We start from the raw sequence: 22,446 nt of genomic DNA, 5'->3' as shown, positions 1-22,446 counted from the left end.
GCATAGGTGCGAAGGACGAACTCAGTGAAACACTCGCTCTCGACGCGACGCAGGGTGGCGGCAGCCATAGTCTGCGTGATCGCCATCGTCGGCGTCTTCGTCGTCAGGCTCATCGACATCCAGGTCGTTCGCGCCAGCCAGCTCGTCGGCGATTCTCTCGCCAAAACCTCGAGCGAGGGAACCATTTACGCCCCTCGTGGGTCGATCGTGGACACGAACGGGACGACCCTCGCGGGGAGCGTCACCCTCTTCGACGTCACCATCTCGCCCAAGGACGTTGACGAGTTCAAGCGAACCTCGGAAGACGGCACGACGTCGACCGTCACCGTCGAACAGGCGATGGGCGAGATCGGCGCTGTCACGGGCCAGAGTGCTGAGGAACTGCTCGAGATCGTCGACAGCGCGCTGGCCGCCGATGCCTCGAGCAACTTCGCTTACCTGATCAAGGGCGTCGAGTACGACACGTACCAGGAGCTGCTTTCGCTCAAATCGTCGGGCATCTGGTGGATCTACCCGAAGCAGACCGCCGGCAGGACCTATCCGAACGGCGCGGTCGCCGGTGGAGTCGTCGGCTACGTCGGAAGTGACAATGCCGGTCTCGGCGGCCTCGAACTCGCCAAGAACAGTTGCCTGACGGGCGTGAACGGCCAGCAGGCCTACCAGAGAAGCAAGGATGGCGTTGCGCTGCCCGGCACCACGACGACCACCAAGGAGCCGGAACCGGGCGGCGAATTGAAGCTCACGCTCGACGCTGACCTCAACTGGTATCTCCAGCAGCTCGTGGCATCGCAGGTCCAGGCGCAGCAGGCGGCGTGGGGCACCATCACGGTCACAGAGGCAAAAACCGGCAAGATCCGTGCCATCGCCGAGGCGCCTTCTCTCGACCCGAACGATGTCACCGCGACGGCACCTGACGACCGCCGATCCCGAGTCTTCCAGAACCGGTTCGAGCCTGGTTCTGTGTTCAAGCCCCTCACCGCCGCTTCGCTCATCGACGCGGGCCTGGCAACGCCGGCATCACAGGTCGTCGCCGACTACCGGTACAAGCCCTCCAACGGGGCAAGCATCAAGGACGCGCTTCCTCACGAGCGGCAGCAGCTCACTCTCGCCGGAGTGCTTCAGACGTCGTCGAACACGGGAACGAGCCAGTTGGGCGAGAAACTCAGCCCGGAGAAGCGTTACAACTACCTCGACGCTTTCGGCATCGGCCACAAGAGCGGCATCGATTTCCCGGGGGAGCAGAAGGGAACACTTCACCCCTGGCAGGAGTGGGACAACCAGACGTACTACACGACCATGTTCGGCCAGGGCGTCGACGTCACGGGTATCGAGCTCGCCGGTGCGTACCAGGCGCTCGGCAACCTCGGCGAAAAGCTCCCGCTGCAGCTCGTCGAAGGATGCAGCTACCCCGACGGCACCGTTACCGATGTGCCGGAACCAGCCAAGCCGGAACGGGTGATCTCCGAGGAGGCCGCCCTGCAAACCCTCGGAATGATGGAGACCGTCGTCACCGAGGGGTTCTGGTCTGAGGAGCTTGAGATTCCCGGGTACCGCGTTGCGGCGAAGTCCGGAACGGGCGAGCAAATCATCGGCGGTATACTTCAAGATACGTTCTACTCATCCATGGCCGGCGTCGTACCGGCCGACGACCCTGAATACGTCGTTACTGTGACCCTGAAAGACCCGCTCTTCAAGCGTTCTTCCGCGGCAGCAGCACCCGTTTTCAAGGAAGCCGTCCTCCAGGTGATCAAGAAGTACGGACTCCCACCCTCCACAACACCCGGCGCCGACTACCCGGGCTACTACTAACCCCCGTGCGCGAGGCCACAGCCAGTCTCGCGCCTGTGGCACCAGCAAATGCTCTCGTGTGCCTGAAAGATAATTCCCTATGATTCGATTGACCCTGTCCGAGATCGCCGATCGGCTGTCCGGCGTCCTTCACCTCGATGGGACGCCCGCCGCCCCGGACACAACAGTCGACGGGCCCGTCGAAACCGACTCCCGCGAGATCGTGCCAGGCGGGATCTTCGTCGCCAAGCGCGGTGACGACACAGACGGCCACCTCTTCGTGGGTGCGGCCGTCGAGCGCGGTGCTGCCCTGGCCATTGTCGAGCACCCGGTGTCCGACGCGATCGCCCAGATCGTTGTCTCGGATGCGGTTGTCGCGCTGGGTGAACTCGCTCGGTTCGTTGTTGAGCGCGTTCGCGCGGCTGGCGAACTCACGGTGATCGGGATCACGGGGTCAAACGGCAAGACGACCTCAAAGAACATGCTCGAACGCATCCTCTCGGCCGAGGGCGAGACGGTTGCGCCGATCCGCTCCTTCAACAACGCCGTTGGAGCACCGACCACGATGCTCAGGATCAGTGAGTCCACGAGATACCTCATCGTCGAAATGGGGGCGAGCGGGATCGGGCACATCGCGAAACTCGTCGCCATGGCAAAGCCCGACATCGGGGTGGTTCTCAAGGTCGGCCTTGCCCACGCCGGCGGGTTCGGCGGAATCGAGTCGACGCTTCGGGCGAAGACCGAGATGGTCAGTGAGCTCGACGAAAACGCGGTAGCGATCCTCAATGCCGACGATTCCCGCGTCGCCTCAATGGCGGAAAAGACCAGGGCTCGCGTTGTGTGGTTCGGGCAGGAGGACACCGCATCCATCCGGGCCACCGACGTTGCCGGAACCCGGACGGGAACGAGCTTCACGGCGCACGTTCCCGGCGAGGCACCGGTCAGGATCACACTTCGCGTTCTCGGTGAGCACCACGTGTCGAATGCCCTCGCGGCTATCGCCGTCGCGTCGACGCTCGGAGTCCCGCTCGTTCGGAGCGCCGCGGCACTCGAGACTCTGACGCGAGCTGAACGCTGGCGCATGGAGGTTCTCGGCGGCAAGGATGACGTCACGATCATCAACGACGCGTACAACGCCAGTCCTGACTCGATGTCCGCGGCGATCAAGACTCTCGCGCAGATCTCAGAACCGGGAAAGCGCACGATCGCCGTCCTCGGCGCGATGAGCGAACTCGGCGAGTTCGCCGGCGATGAGCACGACAGAATCGGGCTGCAACTGGTCAGGCTCAACATCTCCCGGCTGGTCGTCGTCGGTCCTGACGCGCGCCGGATGCACATCAGTGCCATCAATGAAGGCTCGTGGGACGGTGAGAGCGTGTACTTTGGCGATATGGATGCTGCTTACGATTACCTCGCTGCAGAGATCATCCCCGGAGATACTGTCCTCGTGAAATCGTCAAACTCGGCCGGCCTGCGGTTCCTCGGCGACCGGTTGGGAGCACTGTACTCGTGGTAGCACTTCTTACGGCGGGCGCCCTCTCGATGGCCTTCTCGCTCTTTCTTACTCCGGCGTTCGTCAAGCTCTTCCACAAGCTCCAGTGGGGTCAGTTCATCCGGGATGACGGTCCCAAGTCGCACCACGCCAAGCGCGGTACAGCGACGATGGGTGGCATCGTCATCATCGCTGCGACCCTGTTCGGTTTCTTCACCGCCATGATCATCACCGGTGATGCGATCAGCGTCTCGTCGCTCCTCGTGCTGTTCATGATGGTCGGACTCGGTGTCGTCGGGTTCATCGATGACTTCACCAAGACGCGCAAACAGCGCAGCCTGGGTCTCGGCGGCTGGGCCAAGGTGTTCGGCCAGGTTATCGTCGCGGTCATCTTCGGCGTCCTCGCCATCAACTTCCCGAGCGCCGAGGGAGTAACCCCGGCATCGACAGCCATCTCCGCCACTCGCGACCTCCCGATCAACCTGATGATTCTCGGACCGGTCATCGGTGTCGTGCTCTATCTGCTGTGGACGAGCTTCATCGTCACCGCCACATCGAACGGCGTGAACGTCACCGACGGCCTCGACGGACTGGCCACTGGGGCATCGATCCTCGCCATCGGTTCGTACGTCATCATCGGTTTCTGGCAGTACAACCAGTCCTGCTTCGGTGCATCGCTCGCCGACGAGGTGGCGTACAAGTGCTACGAGGTTCGGGATCCGCTGGCTCTCGCCATCGTCGCCGCTGCCATCTGCGGATCGCTCATCGGTTTCCTCTGGTGGAACACATCGCCGGCACAGATCTTCCTCGGTGACACGGGATCACTCGCGCTCGGAGGGGCGATCGCCGCGCTGGCAATCCTCACCCGCACCGAACTGCTCCTCGTCCTCATCGGTGGTCTCTTCGTCATCGAAACCGGGTCAGTGATCGTCCAGCGGGCGTACTTCAAGATCACCCACGGCAAGCGGATCTTCCGGATGAGTCCGATCCATCACCACTTCGAGCTCAAGGGGTGGGCTGAGGTGACTGTCGTGGTCCGTTTCTGGATTGTCGGCGGCCTGCTCTGCGCCGCCGGCGTCGGAACGTTCTACCTCGAATGGATTCTGCGCTGACAATGACTGATCGCCTGAACACACTCACGAGCTGGCACGCCGACTGGACGGGGCTGCGCGTCGCGGTACTCGGCCTCGGTGTGACCGGGTTCGCCGCAGCGGATACCCTGGCCGAACTCGGTGCCGACGTGCTGGTGCTCGCGCCCGCCGGTCCGGACGAACGCGCGGGACTCATCGATGTGATCGGCGCGCGTCTCGTTCAGGCCGATCTCACGGTCGTGCCGCCGGAACTCGAGGACCACCGTCCAGAGGTCGTCATCGTCTCGCCCGGGTTCCACCCCGACCACCCGCTCCTCGAGTGGGCCAACGCCAGCGGCGTTCCGGTGTGGGGCGATATCGAACTCGCCTGGCGGGTCAGGGACAAGGTCGGCACGCCGGCCGAGTGGCTGCTCGTGACCGGCACAAACGGCAAGACCACGACGGTCCAGCTCGCGGCCGCCATGCTGGCGCAAGCGGGCCTCAGGGTGGCCCCGTGCGGCAATATCGGTGTGCCTGTGCTCGACGCCGTTCGCGATCCGCAGGGCTTCGACGTCTTCGTCGTTGAGCTCTCCAGCTACCAGTTGCACTATCTGGGTGGCCAGGCCGGCCCGGACTTCGTCACGCCGTATTCGAGCGCGTGCCTCAACATCGCCATGGACCACATCGACTGGCACGGGTCGTTCGAGGCATACGTGGCGGCAAAGGGCCACGTCTACGATCGCACCAGGGTTGCCTGTGTCTACAACAAATCCGATGGCCGCACCGAAGCGCTCGTGCGCGATGCCGAGGTAGCCGAGGGCGCGCGCGCCATCGGCTTCGGCCTCGGCGTTCCCGGCCCGAGTGATTTCGGCATCGTCGACGGCATCGTCGTTGACAGGGCCTTCCTTGAGGAGCGGTTCTCGTCCGCGCTCGAGATCACCACCGTGGATGACCTCGCCGCCGCGGGACTTGCTGCGCCGCACATCGTCCAGAACGTGCTCGCCGCGAGCGCTCTCGCCCGATCGTTCGGCGTGACGCCAGCACAGGTTCGCGAGGCCCTCACCGACTTCCGCCTGGACGCTCATCGGATCCAGCCGGTTTTGACCAGGGGCGAAATCAGCTGGGTCAATGACTCGAAGGCGACCAACCCGCACGCGGCTGACGCCTCTCTCGGCGCATACCCGTCGGTCGTCTGGATCCTTGGTGGACTGCTCAAGGGCGTCGATATCAGCGACCTCGTCGCGCGGCACAGTGACCGGCTCCGCGGAGCCGTGATCATCGGCAAGGACCGGAGTGCGGTTCTCGCTGCATTCGAGCGACACGCGTCCCACGTCCCCCTGCTCGAGGTGGACGCAGACAACACTGAAGATGTCATGCCCCGTGCCGTCGAACTGGCATCGGAAATCGCCGTTGCGGGTGATGTGGTGCTCCTCGCACCTGCCGCGGCGTCGATGGACCAGTTCGCCGATTACGCGGAACGTGGACGACTGTTTGCGGATGCTGTACGCCAGCGATGGGAAGGTGAGGCTGATGACCGCCCCACCAACCGACCGTCCGCGTAGCGAAGAGACCGGCGCCAGGAGCTCACGGGTTCGACTGGGCGCGCAGATCCGCCCCGAATCCAGCACCTACCTCCTCGTCCTCTGCACCACTGTCTTCCTCGTCGGTGTCGGGCTCGTCATGGTCCTCTCCAGTTCGTCTGTCGATTCGTTCCTCGACAACAAGGGCTTCTTCGGCGGTTTCTGGAAGCAGGCGACGTACGCGCTCATCGGCATCCCGCTCATGCTGGTTATCTCGCGGATACCCGTGCGGTTCTGGAAGAAGTGGGCCTGGCTCGCCCTGTTCGGTGCGCTGATCCTCCAACTCCTGGTTTTCACGCCCCTCGGCATCTCCGAGGGCGGAAACCGCAACTGGATCGCGATCGGCCCGATCAACGGACAGCCGTCCGAGTTGCTCAAGCTCGCGCTGGCGGTGTGGCTCGGGTTCATCCTCGGCAAGAAGATCAACCTGCTCTCCGACTGGAAGCACGCCCTCATCCCTGTTGTCCCTGTGTCGGCGCTTGCCCTCGGCCTCGTGCTCGGGGGTAAGGACCTCGGAACCGTCGTGATCATGGCTGGCATCGTCATCGGTGCGATGTTCTTCGCGAACCTCAAACTCCGATATGTGCTCGTCCCCGTGCTCGCGGGCATTGCACTGTTCACCGTAATGGCGCTTATCAGCCCCAACCGGATGGCGCGCATCCTGACGTTCCTCGACGAGGAGTGCGCTGACTACGAGAACCTGTGCTGGCAGCCGCTTCACGGCACCTGGGCGCTGGCAAACGGGGGAGTGTTCGGACTGGGGCTCGGAAACTCGCGAGAGAAGTACTCCTGGCTGCCCGCAGCATCCAACGACTACATTTTCGCCATCATCGGGGAGGAACTCGGTCTCATCGGCGCGACCGTCGTCCTGGGCATGTTCGTCCTTCTTGCCGTGTCGTTCGTACGAGTGATCCGGGCGAGCTCCGACCCCTTCGTCCGGATCACCACGGGCGCGATCCTGGTCTGGATCATCGGTCAGGCCTTCGTCAACATCGGGGTCGTGCTCAGGCTGCTGCCCGTCCTCGGCGTCCCTCTTCCTTTCATCTCAGCGGGAGGGACGGCACTCCTGACGTCCCTCTGCGCCGTCGGCATCGTGCTGTCATTTGCGCGTGAGCAGGCGGCGAAACCTCGATTCACCCAGGCAGGGGAGCACTACACACGATGACTAATTACCTACTCGCAGGCGGAGGGACGGCCGGTCACGTCAACCCGCTCCTGGCGATTGCGGATGCCATTACCGAGCGTGAACCCGACGCGAAGATCGTCGTGCTTGGAACGAAGGAGGGCCTCGAGGCGAGACTCGTGCCTGAACGCGGTTACGAGTTGCTGACCATCGAGAAGGTCCCGTTCCCCCGCCGCGTGAACAAGGCAGCTGCCCGATTCCCCGCGCGTTTCTCGCAGGCCGTATCGAGCGTCGTCGACATGCTTTCGACGCACGAGATCGATGTCGTCGTCGGCTTCGGCGGCTACGCCTCAGCTCCGGCCTATCTCGCTGCCAAGCGGGCCGGGGTCCCTCTCGTCATCCACGAGGCGAACGCGAAGCCTGGCCTCGCCAACCGCCTCGGCGCCAGATACACCAAGTTTGTCGGTGTCGCTTTCCACGGCACGAGGCTGCGTAATTCCCGGTTCGTCGGTATGCCGCTTCGCCGCGAGATCGAACGGCTCGACCGTGACGCTGCCAGGAAGGAAGGCAGGGAGGTCTTCGACCTCGCCGATGACCGCCCGACACTCCTGGTCACCGGCGGCTCGCTCGGTGCACGCAAGGTCAACCAGACGATCTACGATTCCCGCGACGCCATCATCGCCGCGGGTTTCCAGATCCTGCACATCATCGGTGACAAGTCCGAACTCACCGACCCCGGAACCCGCCACTACCGGATGGCGCAGTACTGCGACCGGATGGACCTCGCTCTCGCGGTTGCCGACTTCGCCGTCTCGCGTGCCGGCGCCGCGACGGTTTCCGAACTGAGCGCCCTTGGCATCCCGGCGGCGTACGTGCCGTACCCGGTCGGAAACGGCGAGCAGCGCTACAACGCGGCCGACGCCGTCAACGCCGGTGGCGCGGTCATCGTGCTCGATTCGAAGTTCACTCCCGAGTGGGTGTCGTCCTCGCTGATTCCGCTCATGACCGACCGGATGCGCGTCCAGGACATGGCCGTCCAGTCGCGGCTGATGGGAACCCTCGAGGGATCGACCCGGATGCTTGCCCTCATCCGTGAGGCCCTCGGGACCTCCTGACTCCCAGCCCACAGGCTTACACTCGACCTGCCGATGCGGCAGCATAACCACACCAGGAAGCACACAGTGATCAAACCCGACTTCACCATCGAGATTCCCGAAGAACTCGGAACCGTCCATTTCGTTGGTATCGGCGGATCCGGAATGAGCGGCATCGCCCGACTCTTCCTCGCAGCAGGACACACCGTCACCGGGTCAGACGTGCGTGACTCGGCGAACATCGAGGCGCTTCGCGAACTCGGCGCGAAGATCGCGATCGGGCACGATGCTGCGAATGTCGGCGACGCCGACACCCTCGTTGTGACGAGCGCGCTCTGGCCGACCAACCCCGAATATCTCCTCGCCAGGGAGCGCGGGATTCCCATACTGCACAGGTCACAGGCACTGGCCTGGATCATCAACGGCAAGCGGCTCGTTGCTGTGGCGGGCGCACACGGCAAGACCACCTCCACCGGCATGATCGTTACCGGTCTCCTCGGACTCTCCGAGAGCCCGAGCTTTGTGAACGGAGGCGTCATCGAATCGCTCGGTGTTTCGAGCGCAGCGGGCAGCGGTGACCTCTTCGTCGTCGAGGCTGACGAATCAGACGGCTCCTTCCTGCTGTACGACACAGCTGTGGCCCTCATCACCAACGTTGACGCCGATCACCTCGACCACTACGGCTCGTTTGAAGCGTTTGACGACGCGTTTGTGACGTTCGCGCAGAACGCCTCAGAGTTCGTCGTCATCTCGTCAGACGACCCCGGCGCGGTCCGTGTGACGAAGAAGCTCACTGACAAGCGGATCATCACCTTCGGTGAGAGCCCGGATGCCGACGTCCGCGTTTCCTCGATCAGCACAGAGGGTCCTGTGTCATTCATCGTGAGCTACGAGGGGCAGGACAACGGGGCAACGCTCCGCGTCCCCGGCAAGCACAACGCCATCAACGCCGCCGGCGCATTCGCCGTTCTTGTCGGCCTGGGGTTCGGCGCCTCTGAGTCCCTCGCTGCGATCGCCGAATTCGGCGGCACCGAGCGCCGCTTCGAGCTTCACGGCGCCGTCGATGGCGTGAGCGTCTATGACGACTACGCCCACCACCCCACAGAGGTCGCAGCCGCGCTGTCAGCGGCGAGGACGGTTGTCGGTGAGGGGCGGATCATCGCGGTGCACCAGCCGCACCTGTATAGCCGAACCCGGCTCATGGCCGGCGAATTCGCCGAGACACTCGAGTCGCACGCCGACGAGACTGTCGTCCTCGACGTCTACGGCGCGAGGGAAGATCCGGAGCCGGGCGTCACCGGCGCGCTGGTGTCGGAGAAGTTCCAGGACCCGGAGAAGGTCAGGTTCATTTCTGACTGGCAGGAAGCGGCCGACTACGTCGCGTCGATCGCGCGGCCGGGTGACTTCGTCATCACCCTCGGCTGTGGTGACGTGTACCGCATCGTCCCGCAGCTCCTCGGTTCACTGACCGCGTCACGGGGCTAGCTTCATGAAGCGCCCAGCGGGTTTTACCCCACAGCGACCGGCGAACCCGCCACGAGCCACCGGGGCTGAACGCGGTCCCGGTGCTGACGGTGCTGCCGGTCGTGCCGGGAACGCCGGGCGCGCCGACGCCGGGCGTGATGACACCGGCTCGGCCAGCGACGCGGGTCGTGCGCGGGATGCCAGGGGAGCCACAGCCACTCCCATCCCGCTGTTCACGGCCGACGGTGAAAAGAAAGACCCGGCGGCGGGCAGCGCCGGAATCGGGTCCGCTGGCGGTTCGGGTAATACTCTCCGTGAGGCGCAGAAGCTGCGCAAGCGGCTCGAGCGCGCGGAGGTCAAGCGCTTCACTGCTGGCTCCCGCAGGGTGCGCCGCAACTGGCTCATCGGGATCGGCAGCATCGTCGTTCTCGCTCTCGCCGCTGTGGTCGCCGCGTACACTCCTCTGCTGTCCGTGCGGGAGATCCAGGTCGAGGGAGCGTTCCTCGTCAATTCCGACGCCGTCGTCGACGACCTGTCGAGCCAGCTCGGTTCGCCGTTCCCGCTCGTCGACGACACGGCCATCAAGGCAGCCCTGGTGACGTACCCGCTGATCGAGTCATATTCGATCCAGGCCCGGCCGCCGTCGACGCTCGTGGTTCGGCTCGTTGAGCGCACCCCGGTCGGCGCCCTGGCGACAGCCGACGGGTTCTCGGTCGTCGACGCCGCCGGAGTCGTCATCGCTGATTCGGCGACGAGGCCGCCGAACTACCCGCTGATCGCTGTCGATGGGGGTTCGGACGCAGACGGTTTCACAGCTGCCGCCGCTGCTCTTCGCAGCATTCCGGCAGAGTTGCTCGCCACTGTCGATGAGGTGACGGCGACGACAAAGGACGACGTGACTTTCACCCTCCGCGACAGCGAGGCGACGGTTGTCTGGGGGAGTGGGGACGAGTCGAAACTCAAGGCATACACGCTCACCAGACTCATGGCATCCCAGCCGGGTTTTGACGTCTACGACGTCAGCTCCCCCTCTGTCGCCGTCGTGCGCTGACCCCGCGCCACGGTCAATTTCCGCGCCGGTTCCCCGACACGCGGGACAGGTCCCTGTGCCGGACTGATCTGGCCCTAACGTCAATCACAAGAAATGCATACTGAGCATAACTTTAAACCTTAACCTGAGGTTGAGGGTTCTCACCGGAGGCCGGACGTGACTACAAACCAGAACTACCTTGCCGTAATCAAGGTCGTCGGCATCGGCGGCGGCGGCGTCAATGCTGTCAACCGAATGATTGAGCTCGGCCTTCGCGGCGTCGAGTTCATCGCCATCAATACCGACGCACAGGCGTTGCTCATGAGCGACGCAGACGTCAAGCTCGACGTCGGACGCGAGATCACCCGCGGTCTCGGCGCCGGAGCGGACCCCGAGGTCGGCCGTCGCGCCGCCGAGGACCACGCTGAAGAAATCGAAGAAGCACTCGCGGGGGCCGACATGGTCTTCGTCACCGCCGGTGAGGGCGGCGGAACCGGTACCGGAGGCGCTCCCGTCGTCGCCCGGATCGCCAAGTCCATCGGTGCACTGACGATCGGTGTCGTCACGAAGCCGTTCGGCTTCGAAGGCCGTCGTCGCCAGGCTCAGGCCGAACTCGGCGTCGCGAAGCTCAAGGAAGAAGTCGACACGCTCATCGTCGTGCCGAACGATCGTCTCCTTGAGATCAGCGACCGCGGCATCAGCATGCTCGAGGCGTTCTCGACCGCCGACCAGGTGCTCCTCGCGGGTGTTCAGGGCATCACCGACCTGATCACGACACCAGGCCTGATCAACCTCGACTTCGCCGACGTGAAGAGCGTCATGCAGGGTGCTGGTTCCGCTCTCATGGGTATCGGTTCGTCGCGAGGCGCTGACCGTGCCATCAAGGCGGCGGAACTCGCTGTCGCGTCTCCCTTGCTCGAGGCATCGATCGAGGGAGCACACGGTGTTCTCCTGTCGATCCAGGGTGGCTCCAACCTCGGAATCTTCGAGATCAACGACGCCGCCCGCCTGGTCCAGGAAGCTGTGCACCCCGAGGCGAACATCATCTTCGGTGCCGTCATCGACGACACTCTCGGTGATGAAGTCCGGGTAACGGTTATCGCCGCCGGTTTCGACGGTGGCGAACCACCGTCGCGTGCGGGCGAGTCGGTTCGTGACGCCGTCATCACAACCGGTGGCGTCATGACGAGCGCTCCAGCGGTCGCCGCGGCCCCCTCGTCGAGCGCCGGCGCCGAGAAGGCTGCCAGCGGAGCTGTGCTCACCGAGGCGCCCCAGACCTGGCGCGTCACCGAGGAGTCACTGTCCACCCCGCCAGCGGCCGCTGACCCGGCTTTTGCGGACGAGGACGAGCTCGACATTCCCGACTTCCTCAAGTAGGAAATGACCTCCGAGAACGAACAGACGCTCGGCCAGCTCTCGCTGGCCGAGCGTCTGGCGTCGGTGAAGAGCGGAATCGGCGATGCGCTTGCCGAAGCAGGCCGGACCGGTGCCGAGATCACCACAATTGTCGTCACCAAGTTCCACCCGGCGACGCTTGTCGAGGAGCTTTACCGGCTCGGAGTACGCGACTTCGGTGAGAACAGGCACCAGGAGGCCTCGCTGAAGGCCGCCGAACTCGCGCGGCTCACAGACCTCAACTGGCACTTCGTCGGGCAACTGCAGTCAAAGAAAGCCCGGCAGGTGAGGCAGTATGCGAGCGTGGTTCATTCCGTCGACCGCCCCGCGCTCGTGACAGCGCTTGCGACCGACGAGAGTGTTCCGGCGTTGCCGTGCTTCATCCAGATCAACCTGACCGACGACGCCGCACGCGGGGGAGTAGCGCCCTCGGGTCTTGAGCCACTCGTCGAGCAGGTCCTTGACGCTCCCGGGCTCGAGCTTCTCGGCGTGATGGCTGTCGCGCCGGTCGGCGGCGAGCCTCGCGAGGCTTTCGCTCGCCTCCGGGAGTACTCGGAGCGGGTCGTCGCCCTTCAGCCCGCTGCGTCCCGTATCTCAGCGGGAATGTCACACGACTATCGTGAAGCCCTCCTCGAAGGCGCGACACACCTTCGCATTGGAACGGCAATCACGGGTATCAGGCCAACAGACGGTTAATGTTCATAGAGAAGGAACCGCACAAACGGAGGTAGCGATGTCCAACCCCCTGAAGAAGACCATGGTCTACCTTGGCCTCGCAGACGACGATCTTGAGTACGAAGCCCGGGATACCGCTGCGCCCCAGGCCGCACCGGCCGCGCAGAGCTCAGGCACGAGTGCCGCGAGCACACCGGCATCGACGCCGACCCCCGTCGCGAATCGAGCGCCGGTCACCCCGCTGCGCCGCCCGACGGCAACAACGCAGGCTGCGCCCACTGAGCTCAACGAGATCCTCACCGTGCACCCCAAGCAGTACCGCGACGCGCAGGTCATCGCCGAGACGTTCCGTGACGGCGTTCCCGTCATCATCAACCTCTCGCAGATGAGCGAGGGCGACGCCAAGCGCCTCATCGACTTCGCGAGCGGACTCTCACAGGGTCTCTACGGAAAGATCGAGCGCGTGACGAGCAAGGTGTTCCTGCTCTCGCCCCAGCACGTTGCAGTGCTCGGGGATGCCGGTGGAGCTGCTGCGGCAGAATCCACCTTCTTCGCTCAGCAATAATTGACGGGTGGACTCCGTTCTTTCTCTGATTCGAAACATCCTGTACTTCGCGCTGCTGCTGTACTTCTTCGTGATGTGGGCGCGATTCGCACTCGACCTTGTGCGCACTTTCAAGCCCCGCTGGCGGCCCGAGAAGTTCGTCCTCGTCGTCGCCGAGCTGGTGTATTCGCTGACCGATCCTCCCATTCGGTTCTTCCGGCGAATCCTTCCGCCGATCCGGATGGGTGCGCTTGCACTCGATTTCGGCTGGAGCATCACGATGCTCTGCGTGATCATTGCGATGACCCTGGTCAACGTCATACTTCGCTGAGAGTTTTTCTGCGGGTACAGGCGCCCGGTTATGTGCCACCGACGGTGATCGCCGCGCTCGTGCTCACAGCGCCGTCCGCAGTCGTTGCCGCGAGCACGCGCCGGTCCGGCTCCGGTCCTGCGCCGGGAGCGGTCATAGCGGTATCCTGAAACGCACGTGTCCTTCATCGCTTCGATCCCAGCTGAACCGCCGGGGACTTTGCTAGCGTAGGCACGTCCATTCGAGCCAAACCGAGCCAAAACAAGTAAGAGGTGGGAAGCCATGGCGCTAACTCCGGAAGATGTTGTCAACAAGCAGTTCCAGCAGACCAAGTTCCGCGAGGGATACGACCAGGACGAGGTCGACGACTTCCTCGATGAGGTCGTCGTCGAATTGCGGCGTCTGCTCCAGGAGAACCAGGAACTTCAGGCCAAGCTCGAAGCCGCCGGTTCCGACTCGGGCGAACGTCCGGCTGAGGCCGCTGCAGCCCCGGCTCCGGTAGCCGCACCTGTTGCTCAGGCCGCACCGGCACAGGACGACTCTGAGTCGTCCTCGAGCCTGCTCCAGCTCGCCCGTCGCCTGCACGACGAGCACGTCCGCGAGGGTGCCGAGAAGCGCGACGCTCTCATCGCCGAAGGACACGCGACAGCCGCTCGCGTCGTCGCCGAGGCCGAGGCCAAGCAGCGCGCCCAGATGAACATCCTCAACGAGGAGCGCGCAACCCTCGAGAAGAAGATCGACGGACTCCGCGAGTTCGAGCGCGAGTACCGCCAGAAGCTCCGCGGTTACATCGAGAACCAGCTCAAGGAACTCGACGCAGACGGCGGGCCGAGCGCACAGGGAACCGGTTCCGGTTTCGCGTCAAGCGCCGAAAAGTCCAACGTCTAAGGTTTTGCCCAAGACACCAGCTGGTTCTCCCAGTGTTCGAGCGCTCGTCGTTCTCGCGGTCATCGCGGGAACGGCGCTCGCGCTCGATCAATTCACCAAATACCTCGTCGTTTCGAACCTGCCGCTCGGTGAGCGGGTCAGTGTCGTCGGCGACGTGCTGTTCTTCCAGTTCGTGAAGAATCCGGGTGCCGCGTTCTCGCTCGCCGCTGGCAGCACCTGGATCTTCTCCATCCTCGCGACCGCGGTCACAATCGCGATTCTGGTTCTCGCGAGGAAGATCCGTTCTCTCGGCTGGGCCGTTGTTTTCGGGTTGCTTCTCGGCGGCGTTCTCGGCAACCTCACCGACCGGTTCTTCCGCGAGCCGTCGTTCGGCCTCGGCCACGTCATCGACTTCATCTCGACGCCGTGGATGATGCCTGCGATCTATAACGTCGCCGACATCTGCATCGTCTCGAGCATGGGGCTCTTCATCATCCTGACCCTCCGCGGTGTCAACCTCGACGGCACCCGCACGGTCAGCGTCAAGGACGAGGCGGATGCCACGCCAGCGGGCGAGCAGGACGGTTCCCCGCACGAAACCGCGCGCGCTGTCGAGACGCCGGTTTCCGGCCCGAACCACACAGCTGCCTGATGGAAACCCGCAGCCTCCCCATCCCTGACGGGCTTGACGGTTCCCGCGTCGACGCCGGTCTCGCCAAGGTCCTCGGCTTCTCCCGGAGCTTCGCCGCCGAAGTCGCCGAGGCGGGTGGCGTGATGATCGACGGGCGGATCGTCGACAAGTCGGATCGCCTCCGCGCCGGGGGCTGGCTCGAGGTGTCATGGGCGCCCCGGCAGGAGCCCGTCGTCGTTCCTCAGATCGTGTCCGACCTGAGGGTCGTCTACGACGATGACGACATCATCGTGGTCGACAAGCCGACCGGCGTCGCCGCCCACCCCTCGGTGGGCTGGACCGGGCCAACCGTTCTTGGCGCCCTTGCCGGCGCCGGGTACTCAGTGGCGACGTCCGGCGCCACGGAGCGCGCCGGCATCGTCCACCGACTGGATGTCGGCACAACAGGACTCATGGTCGTTGCCAAGAGCGAGCGGGCGTACACGGCGCTCAAGCGTGCGTTCCACGACCGGGAGGTCGAGAAGGTCTACCACGCGGTCGTACAGGGGCACCCTGACCCGCTCGCCGGCACCATCGACGCGCCGATCGGGCGCCACCCCAGGCACGACTGGAAGTTCGCGGTCACCGCAGAGGGCAAGCCATCAGTGACGCACTACGAAACTCTTGAAGCGTTTCCGAGCGCTTCGCTGCTCGAGATCCACCTCGAATCCGGCCGCACCCACCAGATCCGGGTACACATGGCCGCTCAGCGGCATCCGTGCGTCGGGGATCCTCTCTACGGCGCAGATCCCACGATTTCCGCTCGACTCGGGCTCACCCGACAGTGGCTGCACGCCCGCCAGCTGTCGTTCACGCACCCGGGCACGGGGGAGTGGGTCACCTTTACTTCCGACTACCCGGCGGACCTCCAGCACGCACTCGATGTCCTCCGCGAGGATTAGGCTTGTAGTCCAGCCCACCAGCTTCACGGAGAAGTCTTGACCTCATCAGACGACTCGTTCGTTCACCTGCATGTCCACAGCGAGTACTCGATGCTCGACGGCGCCGCGCGCGTCAAACCACTGATCGACGCCGCCATCGCCGAGAAGATGCCGGCCGTCGCCGTCACCGACCACGGCAACATGTTCGGTTCCTTCGACTTCTGGCGTACCGCAACGGCGGCCGGAATCAAACCCATCATCGGCACAGAGGCGTACGTCACGCCCGGTACTCACCGCAGTGACAAGACCCGCGTTCGCTGGGGTTCGAGCACCCAGGGTCGCGACGACGTCTCCGGTAGCGGCGCGTACACTCACATGACCCTCCTCAGCGAGACCACTGAGGGCATGCACAACCTGTTCCGGATGTCGTCGCTCGCGTCGATCGAGGGTTACTACTTCAAGCCGCGCATGGACCGCGAACTGCTCTCCACCTACGCAAAGGGCGTCATCGGCACGACCGGCTGCGCCGGTGGCGAGATCCAGACCCGGCTCCGTCTCGGCCAGTACGACGAGGCGAAGAAAGCCGCAGCCGAGTTCCAGGACATCTTCGGCAAAGACAACTTCTTCTGCGAGGTGATGGACCACGGAATCGACGTCGAGCGACGCACGATGAGTGACCTGTTCAAGCTCGCCAAGGAGCTCGACCTGCCGCTTCTCGCCACCAACGACCTGCACTACACCCACGCGCACGACGCCAAGGCACACGCGGCGCTGCTCTGCGTTCAGTCCGGATCCACCCTCGACGACCCCAACAGATTCAAGTTCGACGCAGACGAGTTCTATCTCAAGTCGGCGGAGCAGATGCGCCAGCTCTTCAGGGACCACCCCGAGGCCTGCGACAACACACTCGCCATCGCCGAGCGCTGCAACGTCGAGTTCAACACCAGCGCGAGCTACATGCCCCGGTTCCCTGTGCCTGCCGGCGAGACCGAGGAGACCTGGTTCCTCAAGGAGGTCGAGCGCGGCCTCCACGTTCGCTACCCGAACGGCATCCCAGACGACGTTCGCGCTCGCGCCAACTACGAAGCCGGCGTCATCGTGCAGATGGGGTTCCCCGGTTACTTCCTGGTCGTCTCCGACTTCATCAAGTGGTCGAAGGAGAATGGCATCCGCGTCGGACCTGGTCGAGGTTCGGGGGCAGGGTCGATGGTCGCGTACGCGATGAAGATCACCGACCTCGACCCGCTCGTGCACGGGCTCATCTTCGAGCGGTTCCTCAACCCTGACCGCGTCTCGATGCCCGACTTCGACGTCGACTTCGACGATCGTCGCCGCGGCGAGGTCATCCACTACGTCACCGAGAAGTACGGCGACGAGCGAGTGGCGCAGATCGTCACCTACGGAACCATCAAGGCCAAGCAGGCGCTCAAGGACTCCTCTCGTGTCCTCGGCTTCCCCTTCGGCATGGGCGACAAGCTCACTAAGGCGATGCCGCCGCCCGTTATGGGCAAGGACGTGCCGCTCACCGGCATCTTCGACAAGACCCATCCGCGTTACAAGGAAACGGTCGACCTCCGCACGATCGTCGAGACGGATGCCGAGGCGAGGACCGTCTTCGACACCGCGCTCGGGATCGAGAACCTCAAGCGCCAGTGGGGCGTCCACGCGGCGGGCGTGATCATGTCGAGCGACCCGCTCATCGACATCATCCCGATCATGAAGCGCGAGCAGGACGGCCAGATCGTCACGCAGTTCGACTACCCGGCCTGCGAGTCCCTCGGGCTGATCAAGATGGACTTCCTCGGGCTGCGCAACCTCACCATCGTGAGTGACGCGCTCGACAACATCGAGTCGAACCGCGGCCACCGGATCGAACTCGAGGAACTCACGCTCGACGACCCAGGCGCATACGAGTTGCTCGCCCGCGGCGACACCCTCGGCGTTTTCCAGCTCGACGGTGGTCCGATGCGGAGCCTCCTCCGGTCGATGAAGCCCGACAACTTCGAAGACATCTCGGCAGTCATCGCGCTCTACCGACCGGGCCCGATGGGCGCGGACTCGCACACCAATTACGCACTGCGTAAAAACGGCCTGCAGGCGATTACGCCCATCCACCCCGAACTTGAGGAGCCGCTCCAGGAGATCCTCGGTGGAACATACGGCCTCATCATCTACCAGGAGCAGGTGATGAGCGTCGCGCAGAAGCTCGCGGGCTTCTCGCTTGGACAGGCGGATATTCTTCGGCGCGCCATGGGCAAGAAGAAGAAATCCGAACTCGACAAGCAGTTCGAGGGATTCTCGGGCGGCATGCACGAGCGGGGATACTCGGATGCCGCGATTAAAGCGGTGTGGGACATCCTCCTTCCGTTCTCCGACTACGCCTTCAACAAGGCGCACTCTGCCGCATACGGCGTTGTGTCCTATTGGACGGCCTACCTCAAGGCGCACTACCCGGCCGAGTACATGGCTGCCCTGCTCACGAGCGTCGGCGATGCCCGCGACAAACTCGCCATCTACCTCAACGAGTGCAGGCGAATGGGTATCCAGGTGCTTCCGCCAGACGTCAACCAGTCGATCGGCTTCTTCGCCGCCGTTGGTGAAGACATCCGCTTCGGCCTTGGCGCCGTGCGAAACGTCGGTTTCAACGTGGTCGAGGCGATCCGGGCGACCCGGGAGCGTGAGGGCGAGTTCACCTCCTTCCACGACTTCCTGCGCAAGGTTCCACTCCAGGTCGCCAACAAGCGCACCATGGAGTCGCTGATCAAGGCCGGCGCGTTCGACTCTCTCGGCGCTACGAGGCGCGGCCTCATCGAAATCCACGAGGATGCTGTCGAGAGCGCGGTGAGCCTCAAGCGCAACGAGGCCAACGGGCAGGTCGACCTCTTCGGCGGGATCTTCGAACTGGATGCAACCGCTGAGGCGATGCCCGACCGCCCGGAGTGGTCGAAGAAAGACAAGCTCGCGTTCGAGCGCGACATGCTCGGTCTGTACGTATCAGATCACCCACTCGCCGGTCTTGAGCTCGAACTGGCCAAGCACGCGACCACCACGATCACCGACCTGCTGACGTCCGATCACACGGAGGATGGCGACACCGTCACGATCGCGGGCCTCACCACGAGCGTGCAGCACCGGGTGGCGAAGACCTCCGGGAACCAGTACGGCATGATCCAGGTGGAGGACTTCGGTGGCGAAATCACCGTGATGTTCATGGGGAAGGCGTATCAGGAGTTCGCCCCGACCCTCGTGAACGACTCGGTCGTCGTGGTCAGGGGACGCGTCAGCATGCGCGATGACGGCATGAACCTGCACGCATACAGCATTTTCTCGCCGGAGATCGGGCAGGGTGGCTCTTCCGGGCCGCTCACGCTGACGATGCCCGATTCGCGGGCGACGACCGAACTGGTCACCCAGCTCGGCGGCATCCTGACCCGGCACTCGGGTGACGCGGAAGTGCGGCTGAAGCTGGTCCGTGGCGATATCGCCCGACTCTTTGAAATCCCGTACCCAGTGAAAGTGACGCCGGACCTCTTCGGAGAACTGAAGTCGTTGCTCGGCCCGAATTGCCTCGGCTAGGATCGGCTGAACCCGTTCGGGGCACAGTGGTGCTTCGCCGTGACCACCGTGCTCAGCGCGGGATCGAAGGAAAAACGCTATGAATAACCCTGACAACCGGCCCGTCGACCCTGCGCGAGACGAGCCTGTCACCGCCGCCGGAGAACCTGTCGCACAGCCCGCAGCCGCCTGGCCCGCTGAACCGGCACACGGTTCGCTCGGCGACCCGGCTGCGGAACCGCAACCGGCTGAGCCTGTCGGTGACGCTGGCTCGGATGCCACGCCACCCTCGTTCGCTGATCAGCGGTTCCAGGGTGAGGAGTTCCAGGGCGAGCGTCTGGACACGCAGGGACATGAGGCGCAGTATCAGGCTGAGCAGTACGAGCAGCCGCAGTACGAGCAGCCGCAGTATGAGCAGCCGCAGTATGAGGCTGGCCAGGCGACGCAACCGCAGTATGCCGCCGGTGGCTACCAGCCTGAGCAGTATCCTTCCGGGCAGTACCCCGCTGAGCAGTACCCGGTGGAGCAGTATCCCGCTGAGCAGTACCCGAGTGGCGAGTATCCCGCCGATCAGTATCCCGCGCAGCAGTACGTCGGCTATCCCGACCAGCAGTATTCCGCTGAGCTGTACGCCACTGAGCAGTACGCCACTGAGCAGTATCCCGCTGAGCAGTACACGGGCCAGCCGCACCCGACTCCGTCGGACCAGGGCCAGGCGCCCGGCCAGATTCCGGCCGGACTTCCGGGCGGCGCCGGGCCAGGACCTCGGTCAGGATCGCTGCCGGGTGCCGGAACCGCACCTCGACCGAAAAAGCCCAGCCGCCCGCGTACCGACGAGAACGGCGCCCCATATGGGGTCGGCCCGTTCAGCCTGCGCGAGATCGTCTTTCTGATTCTCGCCGCACTCGTTGTCGTCCCCTCATTCCTTCCCTTTATCGGAGGCGTGTACGCGGACCTGTTCGGATACTCGAGCCTGTGGGCCCCTGCTCCGTGGCTCGCCATCCCGGGAGCGTTGCTCCTCGCCTCCGCTGGAGCGCTCATCGTCATCCGTCGGCTGCAACCGCAACGGCGGCTCAGGGTCGGCTCGCTCTCCGTCGACCAGTTCGCCTCGGTAGCCGCGGTTACGACCGCCGGTTTCTATCTCGGGTCGCTGTTCCTGTTGCTCGGATTTACCGCGTGGTTCCGACCCGGTGCCTTCGGCGGGAATCCTGGCGGCGACAACTTCGACGGACTCACGCCGGGAGCTGGTCTCATTCTCGGCTTGATCTTCTCGCTGGCGAGCATTGTCCCCACGGCCTGCGCCATGTTTGTGCCCGTCTTCGCGGAGGATTTCAGCCGCCGTGCGGAGATCCCGGCGCACCCTGCCGCGAGGGAGGCCGCCGTCGTTCCGGTTCGGCCCCGCCCCGTGCGCCACACCGCAGAGCACCAGCCCGAGGTGCATCACTACGGCCTCGAGCACTCGGGGTCTGTGCAGCTGACCCCCGCTGATACACGTCCAGAAGACTTTGCCGCGTACCGCCGAAGCGGATGGTCACCGGATTCCGCGTCAGACACCGACTCTCAATACGCCGAGTTCCAGGAGGCGCGGGCGAGTGTCCCCGGGTCCCGCGCCGACGGTTCGGATTCGAGTGTCCCTCTCACCACGCAGCCCCCCACCGGCCTCGCGGGCGGGCCGACGGACGACTCTCTCCTCGGCGATGAGATCGACGAAATTCAGACGGGCGAAGAGCCCGCACCCGTGTCGGCGATCCGTCACGTGGCGGAACAGGAATCCCTCGCCGACGCGTCCGGACAGGAAAGCCACGAGGCGGCACCGTCCGCCACACCACAACACCCGTCAGCCCCGGAGCCCGCGTCCCGCACCGAGGTTCTGGACACCCCACTCGAGGCCGAGCCGGAGAGGGCGTCGGAGGCCGACGCTGAACTCGCCCCTGAGTTGCAGCCCGAGCTCGCACCCGAGCTCGCGCCAGAGCTTGCGCCCGAGATCGAGATCGAGATCGAGGACGAGCTCGCGCCGGAGACGGCTTCCGAGACCGGGGCAGAGCTCCTGCCGGAGACTGTGCCCGCGACCGTTTCCGACGCGCGCGACGAGCGCGTCCCTGATGTGGTTCACTCGGCATCAGCCCAGCATGGGGCGCAGGACTCCGCGGGGGCGCCGCCGACGGTCATTTCGACGCAGCCGTTCTGGGTGTTCTCACCGGTTCCGCTCGTTGTTGTCGATGAGGAGAGTGGCGCACCGGTCTTCGAGATCGGCCCGGACGCCTGGGCACTCGCGATCATCGACCGCGGCACCGAACTCGTGATCCGTCACGATGACGGCAGGGTCGGCGTTCTGCGGGAGATTACCGGGATTATGCGCGGCTAGGCGAGTTCGCCCGGTCGCAAATACTGGCGTTCGTGGTAGAGCAGGGGAGCGTCGTCCGCGCCGACCTCACCGCTCTCGATCTGCACAACGACGATGGCGCTGTTGTGAACGGTGAACCGCTCGATAACCCGGCCGATCATCCACGTGGTGACGTTGTCCAGAATGGGCAGCCCGTGCTCGCCCTCGTGCCAGTGCTCACCGACGAACCTCGACGCATTGTCTCCGGCCATGATTTGGGCGAGTGACCTGTTGCGTGCACCGAGCATGTGAATGACGACCCTGTCGGTGTCGGCGATCGCCGGCCAGCTGCTCGCACTGCGTGCCAGGTTGAACGTCGCAAGCGGGGGCACGGCACTGAGCGATGCGAGCGAGGTGGCGGTGAAACCCACAGGTTTCCCATTGGCGTCCCTTGCCGTGATCGCTGCGACGCCGGCCGCGTGCCGACGGAACGCCGCTTTGAACGCTTCGAGGTCCTGCTGCATGGGGTTCATCCTGTGTGGAATTCCTTTCACTGGGCCGAGTGGCCGGGCCCCGGGGAGCGGG

The 22,446-nt window shown here is 64.5% G+C and carries 18 protein-coding genes; 17 read left to right on the top strand and 1 reads right to left on the bottom strand.

The features are described 5' to 3' along the window. The first annotated feature begins 24 nt into the window (after positions 1 to 24). The 17 genes from AC1C2M_RS05445 (at position 25) to AC1C2M_RS05365 (ending at position 21,903) form a co-directional block, all read left to right on the top strand. Positions 25 to 1,809, top strand: coding sequence for a peptidoglycan D,D-transpeptidase FtsI family protein (locus AC1C2M_RS05445; RefSeq protein ID WP_495433901.1), 1,785 nt, complete (start codon positions 25 to 27; stop codon positions 1,807 to 1,809). Between the two features lie 79 nt (positions 1,810 to 1,888). Further along, complete coding sequence (locus AC1C2M_RS05440) at positions 1,889 to 3,304, top strand: UDP-N-acetylmuramoyl-tripeptide--D-alanyl-D-alanine ligase (RefSeq protein ID WP_495435484.1); 1,416 nt, start codon at positions 1,889 to 1,891, stop codon at positions 3,302 to 3,304. Beyond that, positions 3,298 to 4,392 (top strand): phospho-N-acetylmuramoyl-pentapeptide-transferase, encoded by a 1,095-nt coding sequence (gene mraY, locus AC1C2M_RS05435; protein WP_483404011.1) that lies wholly within the window; start codon positions 3,298 to 3,300, stop codon positions 4,390 to 4,392. The genes AC1C2M_RS05440 and mraY overlap by 7 nt, the downstream gene beginning before the upstream one ends. 2 nt (positions 4,393 to 4,394) lie before the next feature. Beyond that, positions 4,395 to 5,912, top strand: coding sequence for a UDP-N-acetylmuramoyl-L-alanine--D-glutamate ligase (murD, locus tag AC1C2M_RS05430; protein WP_495433903.1), 1,518 nt, complete (start codon positions 4,395 to 4,397; stop codon positions 5,910 to 5,912). Further along, on the top strand, positions 5,881 to 7,095 hold the full coding sequence (gene ftsW / locus AC1C2M_RS05425) for a putative lipid II flippase FtsW (RefSeq protein WP_483404013.1): 1,215 nt from the start codon (positions 5,881 to 5,883) through the stop codon (positions 7,093 to 7,095). Before murD ends, ftsW begins: the two co-directional genes overlap by 32 nt. Next, entirely contained in the window at positions 7,092 to 8,168 is a 1,077-nt protein-coding gene (locus tag AC1C2M_RS05420) for a UDP-N-acetylglucosamine--N-acetylmuramyl-(pentapeptide) pyrophosphoryl-undecaprenol N-acetylglucosamine transferase (protein WP_495435483.1), read from the top strand. The genes ftsW and AC1C2M_RS05420 overlap by 4 nt, the downstream gene beginning before the upstream one ends. A gap of 66 nt (positions 8,169 to 8,234) precedes the next feature. Beyond that, complete coding sequence (gene murC / locus AC1C2M_RS05415) at positions 8,235 to 9,632, top strand: UDP-N-acetylmuramate--L-alanine ligase (protein ID WP_495433905.1); 1,398 nt, start codon at positions 8,235 to 8,237, stop codon at positions 9,630 to 9,632. A gap of 4 nt (positions 9,633 to 9,636) precedes the next feature. Next, positions 9,637 to 10,662 carry a cell division protein FtsQ/DivIB gene (locus AC1C2M_RS05410; protein WP_495435482.1) on the top strand — a complete coding sequence of 342 codons (1,026 nt, stop codon included), beginning with the start codon at positions 9,637 to 9,639 and terminating at the stop codon, positions 10,660 to 10,662. A gap of 156 nt (positions 10,663 to 10,818) precedes the next feature. After that, positions 10,819 to 12,018 (top strand): cell division protein FtsZ, encoded by a 1,200-nt coding sequence (gene ftsZ / locus AC1C2M_RS05405; RefSeq protein ID WP_483404017.1) that lies wholly within the window; start codon positions 10,819 to 10,821, stop codon positions 12,016 to 12,018. A 3-nt stretch (positions 12,019 to 12,021) separates the two neighbouring features. Then, entirely contained in the window at positions 12,022 to 12,732 is a 711-nt protein-coding gene (locus tag AC1C2M_RS05400; RefSeq protein ID WP_495435481.1) for a YggS family pyridoxal phosphate-dependent enzyme, read from the top strand. A 37-nt stretch (positions 12,733 to 12,769) separates the two neighbouring features. Next, on the top strand, positions 12,770 to 13,276 hold the full coding sequence (locus AC1C2M_RS05395) for a cell division protein SepF (protein WP_483404019.1): 507 nt from the start codon (positions 12,770 to 12,772) through the stop codon (positions 13,274 to 13,276). A gap of 7 nt (positions 13,277 to 13,283) precedes the next feature. Continuing rightward, the gene (locus AC1C2M_RS05390; RefSeq protein WP_483404020.1) at positions 13,284 to 13,586 is read left to right on the top strand and encodes a YggT family protein; all 303 of its coding nucleotides are present in this window, start codon (positions 13,284 to 13,286) and stop codon (positions 13,584 to 13,586) included. Positions 13,587 to 13,847: 261 nt separating this feature from the next. Continuing rightward, complete coding sequence (locus AC1C2M_RS05385) at positions 13,848 to 14,453, top strand: DivIVA domain-containing protein (RefSeq protein ID WP_483404021.1); 606 nt, start codon at positions 13,848 to 13,850, stop codon at positions 14,451 to 14,453. A gap of 4 nt (positions 14,454 to 14,457) precedes the next feature. Continuing rightward, positions 14,458 to 15,084 carry a signal peptidase II gene (gene lspA / locus AC1C2M_RS05380; RefSeq protein ID WP_483404022.1) on the top strand — a complete coding sequence of 209 codons (627 nt, stop codon included), beginning with the start codon at positions 14,458 to 14,460 and terminating at the stop codon, positions 15,082 to 15,084. Further along, the gene (locus AC1C2M_RS05375) at positions 15,084 to 16,004 is read left to right on the top strand and encodes an RluA family pseudouridine synthase (RefSeq protein ID WP_495435480.1); all 921 of its coding nucleotides are present in this window, start codon (positions 15,084 to 15,086) and stop codon (positions 16,002 to 16,004) included. Before lspA ends, AC1C2M_RS05375 begins: the two co-directional genes overlap by 1 nt. Before the next feature lie 36 nt (positions 16,005 to 16,040). Beyond that, positions 16,041 to 19,559 carry a DNA polymerase III subunit alpha gene (gene dnaE, locus AC1C2M_RS05370; protein WP_495433910.1) on the top strand — a complete coding sequence of 1,173 codons (3,519 nt, stop codon included), beginning with the start codon at positions 16,041 to 16,043 and terminating at the stop codon, positions 19,557 to 19,559. A 79-nt stretch (positions 19,560 to 19,638) separates the two neighbouring features. Beyond that, the gene (locus AC1C2M_RS05365; protein WP_495435479.1) at positions 19,639 to 21,903 is read left to right on the top strand and encodes a hypothetical protein; all 2,265 of its coding nucleotides are present in this window, start codon (positions 19,639 to 19,641) and stop codon (positions 21,901 to 21,903) included. On the opposite strand, the gene AC1C2M_RS05360 is transcribed toward AC1C2M_RS05365, so the two are convergent. After that, complete coding sequence (locus AC1C2M_RS05360; RefSeq protein WP_483404026.1) at positions 21,900 to 22,394, bottom strand: flavin reductase family protein; 495 nt, start codon at positions 22,392 to 22,394, stop codon at positions 21,900 to 21,902. The two genes, AC1C2M_RS05365 and AC1C2M_RS05360, sit on opposite strands and share 4 nt — an antisense overlap. Positions 22,395 to 22,446: the final 52 nt, after the last annotated feature.

The sequence above is a fragment of the Mycetocola sp. Y444 genome (genome assembly GCF_059445295.1).
The sequence above is the reverse complement of the archived record's forward strand: the minus strand, read 5'-3'. Positions and strand labels throughout refer to the sequence as shown.